Genomic DNA, 10,744 nt, shown 5'->3' with positions numbered 1-10,744 from the left:
GGCATGCAGGAACACCCGCGCCGCAGCACCGGCGAACCGCGCCGCGGCGGCGACCGCGAGGCCGTGATTGCCGTCGCTGGCGCAGACCAGGGCCGGCTGGCCCGCGGGCCGCGCCGCCAGGAGGTCGGCTGGGCTCAGCCCTGCGGCGCGAGCCAGGGCGTTAAGGCCGGCATAGGTGCCGCCCAGCGACTTGAAGCTGCCGAGCGTCCGGCCGGTCTCGTCCTTGGCGAGGACCTGCGCCACGCCGAGGCGCCGGGCGAGCGCCGGCAGGCGGCGCAGCGGCGTCGGCGCATAGGCCGGATCGAGCCCGCGCAGGAAGGCGGCGATCGTCTCGGGCGACGGGTCCCGGCGGGGAGAGGGAGGAACGGCGTCGGTCATTCCCCGATCATGCCGGAGGCCCGCGACAGTTGGCACCGAAATGGTGCCACCTTGCGACGCTTTCCGCTGTTTACAGCCAATCCATGCCGGAAACCGCCATCCTCGACCGCTTCGGCCACGCGCTTCTCGCCGTCGTCCAGGTCGACAGCCCGATATTGGCGCGAATCCCCGCCGAGCGGATCGGTCTGTCCGAGAGCGCGGTGCTGCGGCGGACTCGGCAGGACGGCGTCATCGTCGCCGACATGGCCGTGGCCGATCCGGTGGTGCTCGGCACGCCGCCCTGCCTGCACGTCCTGGTCTCGCTGGACCGCGCGACCGGCGAGGCGGATTGCGTGCTGGCGCTGCGCCGGCCCGGCATGGCCGAGTACGAGTGCTTCACCTGCGCGGTGTTCCACGACGACCCGAACGTGCAAACGTTCCTGCCAATGGTGGCGAGGCGGCAGGTGATCGAGACGTGATGGGAGCGGAGCATGCGTTTGCTGGTCCTCGGCGGGACGCGATTCCTCGGGCGGATGGTCGCCGCACAGGCCGCCGCCCGCGGTCACGCCGTGACCTGCGCCACCCGCGGCCTGTCCGGATCTCCCCCGCCGGGAACCCGCTTCGTCGCGGTCGACCGCGACCGGCCTGACGGGCTCGCGGCCCTCACGGGAGAGACCTTCGACGCCGCCGTGGACGTATCGCGCGATCCCGCCCAGGTCCGGCGGGCGCTGGCGGCCCTCGACGGCCGGATCGGGCACTGGACCTTCGTGTCGACGACGAGCGTCTATGCCGACATGGAAACGCCGGGGCAGCGGGCGGCGACGGCGCCGCTCCTCGCGCCGGCGGAGGACGGATCCTACGGCGCCGCCAAGGTCGCCTGCGAGCGGGCCTTCGGCGGATCCGCCCTGATCGTCCGGGCGGGCCTGATCGTCGGCCCGGGCGATCCGACCGGGCGGTTCGGCTATTGGGTCGCCCGGCTGGCGCGGGGCGGCATGGTGCTGGCGCCGGCCGCGCCCGAGGATCCGGTGCAGTTCATCGATGGGCGCGACCTCGCGGGGTGGATCGTCCGCGCGGCGGAACGCGGCCTTGCCGGGCCGTTCGACGCCGTCGCGCCGGCCTGCACACGGCGTGCCTTCCTCGCGCGTTGCGCGGACGCGCTCGGGTCGTCCTGCCATCCGGTCTGGGTCGACCGGGCCTTCCTCGACCGCCACGGCGTCGGGCGCGAATCCGGGCCGTACGCCCTGCCGCTCCCGCTGCCGGACACGATCGGCGACGCGTCGCGCGACGTCTCGGCGACGCTCGCGGCGGGCCTGACCCCGCGGCCGCTGGAGGAGACCGCGCGCGACACCCTGCGCTGGATGGAGGAATCCGGTGGCCCGGTCACGGGACTGACCCGGGGCGAGGAAGCGGCACTGCTCGCCGCGTGGCGGGCGGAGCAGGAGTAGAGCATAGTCCGGCGAAGCGGAGACCGGTTCGTCGCCGACCATTTCTCGAGCGGCCCGCACGGACTGCAAGGTCCGTCAAACGGCCATCCTGCCCGCCTGGAATGCCGCCGCCCTTTGCAGGACCGAACGGACGACAAGAACGTGCCCGGGCATGATCGCGGCGAGATAGGCACGGCCGAGCCGGTTGCGGCAGCGCACGACCGTGGTGGCGACGAGGTCCTCCTGCCCGTCCGGACGTCGGCTGAGCAGAAGCGACAGGCGAAAATCGAGATGGCGGTCGTCCTCTCCCAGGACGATCTCGCGCTCGGACCGGGAAAGGACCGGGAAGAAGTCGATCCGGTCCCGGCCGTCGGCCTTCAGGCGGTCCCGCATCTCCCCCGACGTCCGCAGGCCGACGAGGCGCACGGCCGCGTCGCGCAATGTCATGGCCGCCGTGATCCAGGGGGCCGGGTTCGAGAGCCCGTCCTGAGCCAGCCTCGATAGGTCGTATGGTCCCGGCCCAGGGAGCGTCACCGCGAAGGCATCGACGAGGTCCGCGCCCGGATACCAGGAGGCCACCGCGCAATCGGCCGGCGGCCTCATCGTCCGGATCCGGGACAAGCGTTTGGCCATGCTTACGGCTCCGGACTCCGGCTTCGAGAGGTCGGAGCCTATCGCCGCCGCTCGCCCGGATCACCTGGCCGGTGGCCCGCCGGCCCGCGTCCGACCGGAAAATGATGACGATAGACGGAATGTCGGGCGGCTCGCAGGCGGACCATCCGCTTGCGGCCGGTCACCGCCTGCATCCCCCCTCACTGCCCCTCCGGCCCGTAGGCCGCCAGGAACACCCGCACGGCCTCCGCCACCCAGTAGGTCGTCTCGGCCTCGGTCGGCGGGTCGCCGACGGCGAAGAGCAGGCGGCGCATGGTCGTGGCGGCGCAGAGGTCGGAGAAGTGGCGGGCGGCGAGGTCCGAATCCATCGGGCGCAGGCGGCCGGCGGCGACCTGGGCGTCGAAATAGGCGCGCAGCCGCGTCCGGCCGAGCACCGGACCCGCCTCGTAGAAGGCGCGGCCGAAACGCGGGAACTTCTCCGCCGCGCCGATCACCATCCGCACCGAGGCGATGTGGTCGGGCCTTACCATCGCCTCCATCAGGTTGGTGCCGAGGCGGCGCAGGACGGCGGCGACGTCGGGGTCGTCGTGGTCGAGGCGGCAGATGTTCTCGGCGAGGCTCCGCTTCTCCTCGATCGTCAGCGCCTCGAACAACGCCTCCTTGCTCTCGAAATAGACGTAGAGCGTGCCCTTCGAGACGCCCGCCGCCTTGGCGATCGCCCCCATGCTGGCGCCGTCGAAGCCGCTGGCGAGGAAGACCTCGCGGGCCCCGTCCAGGATCTGGCGGCGCTTCTCGGTATCGGCGGGAGGGGAACTCAGGGAAGCGTCGCTCATCGTCGGGGCCGGGAGGATCCAGAGGACAATGTGGGAGGTGCGGCAGCGGCAATCAATCGGACGTGTGCACCGCACACAGGATCGATTGACCGAACGGTTCGGTCAACGTAGTATCGCGGTCGTTCGAGAGCCGTCAACCGATTCGGGCGATGGTACCGGGGACGCTCCCCGAGGACGGGTGGACTGAACGATGGCGTTCCGAGACGATTACGCGCAGGGCCGGCCCGCCGGCGGGGCGGCGGCCAAGGCCGCCCCTCAAGCTGCTGCCACGACACCGGCCACCCCGCAGGCCGCCGCTCCGCCCGCGAAGCGCAAGCGCCCGGTGCGCCGCCTGGTCCTGCTCGCGCTGCTGGCCGGCGGCGGCGCCTACGGCGCCTATGCGGGCCACGAATGGTGGACGACCGGCCGCTTCTTCGTCTCGACCGACGACGCCTACGTCCAGGCCGACATCTCGACGCTCGCCGCCAAGGTCTCGGGCTATCTCGAGGCGGTGCCGGTGGTGAACGGCCAGGCGGTGAAGGCCGGCGACGTCATCGCGCGGATCGAGGACGGCGATTATCGCCTGGCGCTGAAGGCCGCCGAGGACAAGCTGGCGACGCAACGCAGCACCATCGCCCGCATCGCCCGGCAGGCGGAAGCCGCCCGCGCCCAGGTGCTCCAGGGCCAGGCCCAGATCGATGCCGCCAAGGCCGATCAGGTGAGGGCGGCCGCCGATTACCAGCGCCAGCAGCAGCTCGCGCAATCCGAGTTCGCCGCCAAGTCGCGCCTGGAGCAGTCGCGGGCCGACCGCGACCGGTCGGACGCCACCGTGAAGGGCGCCGAGGCCAACCTGATCGCCCTCCAGGCCAACGTCGCGGTGCTGGAGGCGCAGACGCAGGAGGCCGAGAACCTGGCGGCCGAGCTGCGCACCGCCGTCGACCGGGCGAAGCGCGACCTGACCTTCACGGTCCTGCGCGCGCCCTTCGACGGGGTGATCGGCAACAAGGCGACGGAGGCCGGGGCCTACGTGGCGCCGGGCTCGCGCATCGCCGCTTTGGTGCCGCTCCAGAGCGCCCGGGTCGACGCCAACTTCAAGGAGACCCAGCTCGGCCGGGTCCGGGTCGGCCAGCCGGTCCATATCCGGGTCGATGCCTGGCCCGACCGCGACATCCTCGGCACCGTCGAGAGCCTGTCGCCGGCCTCCGGCTCGGTGTTCAGCCTGCTGCCGCCCGACAACGCGACCGGCAACTTCACCAAGATCGTCCAGCGCCTGCCGGTGCGGGTGCGGGTGCCGGAGGCGGTCGCCCGCGAGGGCCTGCTGCGGCCGGGTCTCTCGGTGGAAGTGCGGGTCGACACCCGCGGCCTCGACGAGACCAAGCCCCCGGCCCCGATCGAGCCGCATCAGGCGGTGTCGGAGGGGAAGGGCGCGGCGTCGGTACGCACCGCGGGGCGGTAAGGCCCTGCGGGACGTGTACCGGGTCCGCCCACGAGACTTGAAGCCCACCACGTCGCTCCGGGGCTCGCCGCACGCGAGAAGCCAGGCCTCCGGAACCGCAGGCGGGCCCGGACGGAAAGCGGCACGCACCGCCTCGTTCTGAACGTCTCGCACTTCCGGATCCCGGGCGCCGCTTCGCGGCCCCGGGATGACCCTGCGGGGCGGGAACCGCTTTCGCACCTTCGTCGACCCTAGAGACCAAGCAGGCTTTCCGACATGGCCGCGACCCCCGCGCCCGCCGACGCGCCGATCGACCGCCGCCGCATGGTGGCGTTCGTCTGCATGGTGTTCGGGATGTTCATGGCGATCCTGGACATCCAGATCGTCTCGGCCTCGCTCGCCGAGATCCAGGCCGGCCTCTCGGCCTCGGCCGACGAGATCCCGTGGGTGCAGACGAGCTACCTCATCGCCGAGGTGATCTCGATCCCGCTGTCGGGTACCCTGTCGCGGGTGCTCTCGACCCGCTGGATGTTCGTGATCTCGGCCGGCGGCTTCACCCTGATGAGCCTGCTATGCGCCACCTCGTCGACGATCGGCGAGATGATCCTGTGGCGCGCCCTGCAAGGGTTCATCGGCGGCGGCATGATCCCGACGGTGTTCGCCTCGGCCTTCACGATCTTCCCGGCCTCGAAGCGCAGCATCGTCTCGCCGATGATCGGCCTCGTCGCGACGCTGGCGCCGACCATCGGCCCGACGGTCGGCGGCTACCTCACCGACCTGTTCAACTGGCACTGGCTGTTCCTCGTCAACATCGTGCCGGGCATCTTCGTCACCGTGTCGACCTACCTCCTGGTCGATTTCGACAAGCCGAACCTCGACCTGCTCAAGCGCTTCGACTGGGCCGGCCTCGGCCTGATGGCGGCGTTCCTCGGCTGCCTCGAATACGTGCTGGAGGAGGGACCGACCCACGACTGGTTCCAGGAGGAGGCGATCTTCCTCGCGGCGATCGTCGGCGGGGTGGCCGGCATCGGGTTCTTCTGGCGGGCCCTCACCGCCGAGCAGCCGATCGTCGATCTGCGCGCCTTCTCGGACCGCAACTTCGCCGGCGGCTGCCTGTTCAGCTTCGTCATGGGCATCGGCCTCTACGGCCTGACCTACCTGTATCCGGTCTATCTCGGCCGGGTGCGCGGCTACTCGGCGTTGCAGATCGGCGAGACGATGTTCGTCTCAGGCCTGTGCATGTTCGCCACCGCCCCGATCGCCGGGCGCCTCTCGGGCAAGGTCGATCCGCGGATCATGATGGCGATCGGGTTCTCGGGCTTCGCCGCCGGCACCTGGATCGTCACCGGGATCACCAAGGACTGGGACTTCACCGAGCTGCTGTGGCCGCAGATCCTGCGCGGCTGCTCGCTGATGCTGTGCATGATCCCGATCAACAACATCGCGCTCGGCACCCTGCCGCCGGCCCGGATGAAGAACGCGTCCGGCCTCTACAACCTCACCCGCAACCTCGGCGGCGCGGTGGGGCTGGCGCTGATCAACACCGCGCTCAACGACCGCTGGGACCTCCACCTCGCCCGCCTGCACGAGCGCTTCACCTGGACCAACCCGATGGTGCTTGAGCGCCTCGACAGCATGGCGAAGGGATTCGCCGGGCTCGCCGGCAACCCGGACGCCATGGCGCTGAAGGCGATGATGAACACCGTGCGGATGCAGGGGCTCCTGATGAGCTTCTCCGACGTGTTCCTGATCCTGACCGTGCTGTTCGTGCTGATGGCCTGCGCCACGCCGATGATCCGCCGGCCGCGTCCGGGCGGGGCGGGGGCGGACGCGCATTGAGGGGACTTCGCCTCGCCCTCGACGTCACCCCGGCTCTCGCAGCCCGCGAGCCCAAGGATGACGCAGGGGAGCGAGGGGAGGGTCGAAGATGTCGGGACGGGTCGCCGCAAACAAAGGCGCCCCTCCCCGGGCGGAGAGAGACGCCAAGTTGACGACACGTCTCGGGAGGAGATGCGGAGGCCGTCCAGGTCGAGGGACGCAGCGGACGGCATCGACGCGTGTCACCTCATCAATACACGCGACCACACAAATCCGGCAAGGCGTTAGGGCATCGACCTTGGTCCGATGGATGGATATGGCCAAGACCGGCGTGTCGACGGCGTGGCGGAGAAACGGCACGACGTCCGGCCGCAAGTCCGAAGCAGCGCACCGCCCTTCCCGGTCCGCCCTTCCCCGGCCGCCCTGGCCGGGCTAGATGTCGGGTCCCCCGCCCACGCCGCCCGGACGACGTGACGACGCCCGCTCCCTCTCCCGCCACCGGCCATCTCCGCTTCGAGGCGGTCACGAAGCGCTTCGGCGCCCATCTCGCCGTCGACCGCGTCGACCTCGACCTCGCGCCCGGACAGGTCTTCTGCCTGCTCGGGCCGTCCGGCTGCGGCAAGTCCACGCTGCTGCGCCTGACCGCCGGCTTCGAGGAGCCGAGTGCCGGAAAAATCCTCCTCGACGGGCAGGACCTCGCCGGGGCGGCGCCGCACCGCCGGCCGGTCAACATGATGTTCCAGTCCTACGCCCTGTTCCCGCACCGCGACGTGGCGCGGAACGTCGCCTACGGGCTGGAGCGGGAGGGCCTGCGCAAGGCGGAGGTCGCCGCCCGGGTCGCCGAGATGCTGCGGCTGGTGCAGCTCGATCATCTAAGCGCCCGCCGGCCCGACCAGCTCTCGGGCGGCCAGCGCCAGCGGGTGGCGCTCGCCCGGGCGCTCGCCAAGCGGCCCCGGGTGCTGCTTCTCGACGAGCCGCTCGGCGCCCTCGACCGCGCCCTGCGGGAGGAGACGCAAGCCGAGCTGCGGGCGCTGCAGCGCCGGCTCGGCACCACCTTCGTGGTCGTCACCCACGACCCCGCCGAGGCGATGGTGCTCGCCGACCGCATCGGCGTGATGGCGGCGGGCCGGCTGGTCCAGGTCGGATCGGCGGCCGAGCTCTACGAGCGCCCGGCCACCCGCTACGTCGCCAGCCTCCTCGGCGACGTGAACCTGATCGAGGGTCGGCTCGGGGGGGGCGGGGCCGGGGCCTTGCGCGGCCTCGAGACGCCGCTCGGTCTCGTGCAGGCCTTCGACCATCACGGCGCCGGCCCCGCGGGGGCGCCAGGCCTCCTGGCGCTGAGGCCCGAGCGCCTGACGCTGGCCGGGCAGGGTCTCCCGGGCACGCTCCTCGACGCGACCTATCTCGGGGACAGGATCGTCTACCGGGTCGGGATGGCGGACGGGCGGGTGCTGCGCGCCGCCGGGGCCCCCGGCGCCGGCCTCGGCGTCGGCACGCCGGTACATCTGAGCTTCTCGAGCGATGACGCCTCGCTGCTGCCGGCGGACTCCGCATGACGGGCCGCCGGCGCGAGTCTCTGCGCGATTTCCTCGGGCGGCTCGCCCTCCCGGCGGTGCCGCTCCTGTGGCTCCTCGCCTTCTTCGGCCTGCCGTTCCTGGTGGTGGTGAAGATCAGCCTGTCGGACCCGGCGACGGCGCTGCCGCCCTACACCCCGGTGCTCGACTGGGATGCGGGGCTCGCCGGGTGGGCCGACGTCTTCGCCGCCCTCGATTTCGAGAATTACCGCACGCTGATCGCCGACCCGCTCTACCTCGCGGCCGGCCTGACCTCGCTCGGCGTGGCCCTGGCCGCGACCGGGCTCCTGATCCTGGTCGGGTACCCGATCGCCTACGCCATGGCGCGGGCGCCGAAGGCCTGGCAGCCGCTCCTCGTCGCCCTGATGGTGATCCCGTTCTGGACGAGCTTCCTGATCCGGGTCTACGCCTGGATCGCGATCCTGAAGGCCGACGGGCTGCTCAACCAGGCGCTGCTGGCGCTCGGGCTGGTGGTCAAGCCGGTCGAGATCCTCAACACCCCGGCGGCGGTGATGATCGGGGTGGTCTACGCCTACCTGCCGTTCATGGTGCTGCCGCTCTACGCGGTGCTGGAACGCCTCGACCGCGGGCTGATCGAGGCCGCCCGCGACCTCGGGGCGAGCCGGCTCGGAGCGTTCCGCACCGTGACCGTGCCTCTGTCGCTGCCCGGCCTCCTTGCCGGGGCGCTGCTCTGCTTCATCCCGATCACCGGCGAGTTCATCATCCCGGACCTGCTCGGCGGGACCGACACCCTGATGCTCGGCCGCGTGCTGTGGACCGAGTTCTTTTCCAACCGCGACTGGCCGCTCGCCTCGGCGGTCGCCGTGGTGCTGCTCGTGATCGTCGCCGGCCCGGTGGTGCTGTTCCGCGAGGCCGAGTCGCGCCGGCTGGAGCGCCCGTGATGCATCGCGCCCATCCGCTCGCCTGGGCCGCCTTGGGCTTGGGGCTGGCCTTCCTGTACGGGCCGATCCTGCTGGTCGTCGTCTACTCGTTCAACGCCTCGCGGCTCGTCACGGTCTGGGCCGGGTTCTCGACCCGCTGGTATGCCGGCCTCCTCGACAACGGCCCGCTCGTCGACTCCGCCCTCGTGACGCTCAAGGTCGCGCTCGCCTCGGCCGGCCTCGCGACGGTTCTCGGCACGCTGGCGGCGCTGGCCCTCGACGGGCGCCGGCGCTTTCCCGGCCGGCCGCTCCTGACCGGGCTCGTCTACGCCCCGATGGTGATGCCGGAGGTGATCACCGGCCTGTCGCTGCTCCTGCTGTTCGTGGGCCTCGGCATCCCGCGCGGTGTCTGGACCATCGTGATCGCGCATGCGACCTTCACGCTCTGCTTCGTCGCCGTGGTGGTGCAGGCCCGCCTGCGCCAGCTCGACCGCTCGCTGCTCGAAGCCGCCGCCGATCTCGGGGCCGCCCCCGTCACGGTGTTCCGCACCGTGACCCTGCCGCTGATCGCGCCTGCGGTGATCGCCGGCTTCCTCCTCGCCTTCACCCTGTCGATGGACGACCTCGTGATCGCGAGCTTCGTCTCGGGGCCGGGCGCCACCACCCTGCCGATGCGCCTCTACAGCCAGGTCCGCCTCGGCGTGACGCCGGAGATCAACGCGATCTCGACGCTGCTGATCGGGGCGGTGAGCGTGGCGGTGCTGGGGGCCTCGGTGCTGACGGCGCGGCGGGGGCGTTAGCCGGTTACGATCACGACCGGGACGGGATCGTCCTCGTCACGCAGATCCGCCACGATGACGGGCAGGCGGGCGATCAGGGCGTCCGCGGTCGGTGCCTCGACGCTGACGCCCGGCAGGTCGCTTTCCTCGACGGACCAGACATCCGCTTCGGGGTCGTGGGCGATCCGGATGGCGGGACGCGGACATGGAGCGGTCCTGGACTGTCGGGACCATCGTCGCGGATGGCGATACGATCCGCAACGGCTCCGAGGCGGCCAGCGATCCTGACCGGCGTCGGGCCGCGGGCCTATTGAATGAGGCCGTGGTAGTGGTCCACCATCCAACTGGTCCACCAGTCCACTCTCTTGTCGGAACATCGAATCGGAAATGACGTCATGAAGGTTTCCGTTGCGGAAGCGGAAGGGCAATTGCCCGACCTCGTGCGGCGGGCAGAGACCGGCGACGAGGTGATTCTCACCCGCCAAGGCCGGGCCGCCGTACGGCTCGTGCCGGTGAGGGCGCCGCAATCCGTGGAGGAGCGGGAGCGGGTCATCATGGCGGTCCGGGAGGCCGGCCGCGCCAAGGCAACCCCGGGACCGTCGGCTGCCCGGAGCCAGGACTTCCTCTAGGACGACGAGGGTTTGCCACGCTGATCGTGGTCGATACCTCCGTGCTGCTCGCCATCGCTCAGGACGAAGCACGGGCCGCAGCATCTATGGCCGTGCTCGTCGCCACGCCTCGCATCCTCATCTCGGCCGGCAGCTTGACCGAAGCCATGATCGTGTCGGGTCGGCGGAACGTCGCCGAGGGTGTGTGAACCCTGGTCGATGATCTCGCCTTCGAAGTGATCCCCGTCACGGCCGCCATGGCGCATGATTGCGCGGCGGCCTACGCCCAATGGGGCAAGGGTGTGCATCCGGCCGGCCTGAACCTGGGCGATTGCTTCGCCTACGCACTGGCCAGGGCGCGCCGGTGCCCCTTGCTCTTGGTCGGCGACGATGTCGCCCGCACCGACATCGCGAACGCGCTGAGTTCCACCTGAAACGGCCCCG

General features: G+C 71.3%; 14 protein-coding genes. 10 read left to right on the top strand and 4 right to left on the bottom strand.

All coding sequences use genetic code 11. From position 1 onward, the window contains the following. Positions 1-378 (bottom strand): pyridoxal-phosphate dependent enzyme (locus FF100_RS33810; RefSeq protein ID WP_139040401.1); only part of this gene is annotated, 378 nt, incomplete at its 3' end. Between the two features lie 29 nt (positions 379-407). Between FF100_RS33810 and FF100_RS33805 the strand changes: the two genes are divergently transcribed. Further along, the gene (locus FF100_RS33805; protein WP_246102689.1) at positions 408-836 is read left to right on the top strand and encodes an Lrp/AsnC family transcriptional regulator; all 429 of its coding nucleotides are present in this window, start codon (positions 408-410) and stop codon (positions 834-836) included. A 12-nt stretch (positions 837-848) separates the two neighbouring features. Continuing rightward, positions 849-1,802, top strand: a complete 954-nt coding sequence (locus FF100_RS33800) for an NAD-dependent epimerase/dehydratase family protein (RefSeq protein ID WP_139040400.1) — start codon at positions 849-851, stop codon at positions 1,800-1,802. Positions 1,803-1,877: 75 nt separating this feature from the next. Here FF100_RS33800 and FF100_RS33795 read toward each other — a convergent pair whose 3' ends face one another. Beyond that, a complete protein-coding gene (locus FF100_RS33795; RefSeq protein WP_139040399.1) occupies positions 1,878-2,384 on the bottom strand; it encodes a DUF2867 domain-containing protein in 507 nt (168 codons plus the stop codon). A gap of 209 nt (positions 2,385-2,593) precedes the next feature. Beyond that, the gene (locus FF100_RS33790; protein ID WP_139040398.1) at positions 2,594-3,226 is read right to left on the bottom strand and encodes a TetR/AcrR family transcriptional regulator; all 633 of its coding nucleotides are present in this window, start codon (positions 3,224-3,226) and stop codon (positions 2,594-2,596) included. A 190-nt stretch (positions 3,227-3,416) separates the two neighbouring features. On the opposite strand from FF100_RS33790, the gene FF100_RS33785 reads away from it, so the two are divergent. The 5 genes from FF100_RS33785 to FF100_RS33765 all read left to right on the top strand — a co-directional run bounded on the left by FF100_RS33785 (position 3,417) and on the right by FF100_RS33765 (position 9,713). Then, positions 3,417-4,661: an HlyD family secretion protein gene (locus FF100_RS33785; protein WP_139040397.1), complete on the top strand. Its 1,245-nt coding sequence runs from the start codon at positions 3,417-3,419 to the stop codon at positions 4,659-4,661. 255 nt (positions 4,662-4,916) lie between these two features. Beyond that, positions 4,917-6,479 carry a DHA2 family efflux MFS transporter permease subunit gene (locus FF100_RS33780; RefSeq protein WP_139040396.1) on the top strand — a complete coding sequence of 521 codons (1,563 nt, stop codon included), beginning with the start codon at positions 4,917-4,919 and terminating at the stop codon, positions 6,477-6,479. Between the two features lie 449 nt (positions 6,480-6,928). Next, positions 6,929-8,014, top strand: coding sequence for an ABC transporter ATP-binding protein (locus tag FF100_RS33775; protein WP_139040395.1), 1,086 nt, complete (start codon positions 6,929-6,931; stop codon positions 8,012-8,014). Beyond that, positions 8,011-8,934 carry an ABC transporter permease gene (locus tag FF100_RS33770; RefSeq protein ID WP_139040394.1) on the top strand — a complete coding sequence of 308 codons (924 nt, stop codon included), beginning with the start codon at positions 8,011-8,013 and terminating at the stop codon, positions 8,932-8,934. The genes FF100_RS33775 and FF100_RS33770 overlap by 4 nt, the downstream gene beginning before the upstream one ends. Then, a complete protein-coding gene (locus FF100_RS33765; RefSeq protein WP_139040393.1) occupies positions 8,934-9,713 on the top strand; it encodes an ABC transporter permease in 780 nt (259 codons plus the stop codon). Before FF100_RS33770 ends, FF100_RS33765 begins: the two co-directional genes overlap by 1 nt. On the opposite strand, the gene FF100_RS38755 is transcribed toward FF100_RS33765, so the two are convergent. Beyond that, positions 9,710-10,069, bottom strand: coding sequence for a DUF1902 domain-containing protein (locus FF100_RS38755; protein ID WP_425463383.1), 360 nt, complete (start codon positions 10,067-10,069; stop codon positions 9,710-9,712). The genes FF100_RS33765 and FF100_RS38755 overlap by 4 nt on opposite strands. Before the next feature lie 18 nt (positions 10,070-10,087). Here FF100_RS38755 and FF100_RS33755 point away from each other — a divergent pair, with 18 nt between their 5' ends. The 3 genes from FF100_RS33755 to FF100_RS38745 are packed head-to-tail and all read left to right on the top strand — an operon-like array spanning position 10,088 to position 10,734. Continuing rightward, positions 10,088-10,321, top strand: coding sequence for a type II toxin-antitoxin system Phd/YefM family antitoxin (locus tag FF100_RS33755; RefSeq protein ID WP_139040391.1), 234 nt, complete (start codon positions 10,088-10,090; stop codon positions 10,319-10,321). A gap of 41 nt (positions 10,322-10,362) precedes the next feature. Next, positions 10,363-10,509 (top strand): type II toxin-antitoxin system VapC family toxin, encoded by a 147-nt coding sequence (locus FF100_RS38750; protein WP_425463381.1) that lies wholly within the window; start codon positions 10,363-10,365, stop codon positions 10,507-10,509. Between the two features lie 27 nt (positions 10,510-10,536). After that, positions 10,537-10,734: a type II toxin-antitoxin system VapC family toxin gene (locus FF100_RS38745; protein WP_425463380.1), complete on the top strand. Its 198-nt coding sequence runs from the start codon at positions 10,537-10,539 to the stop codon at positions 10,732-10,734. Positions 10,735-10,744 lie beyond the last annotated feature (10 nt).

It is taken from the genome of Methylobacterium terricola (genome assembly GCF_006151805.1).
GTDB lineage: Bacteria > Pseudomonadota > Alphaproteobacteria > Rhizobiales > Beijerinckiaceae > Methylobacterium > Methylobacterium terricola.
Note: the sequence above shows the minus strand (reverse complement) of the source record. Positions and strands in the feature narration are given on the sequence as shown.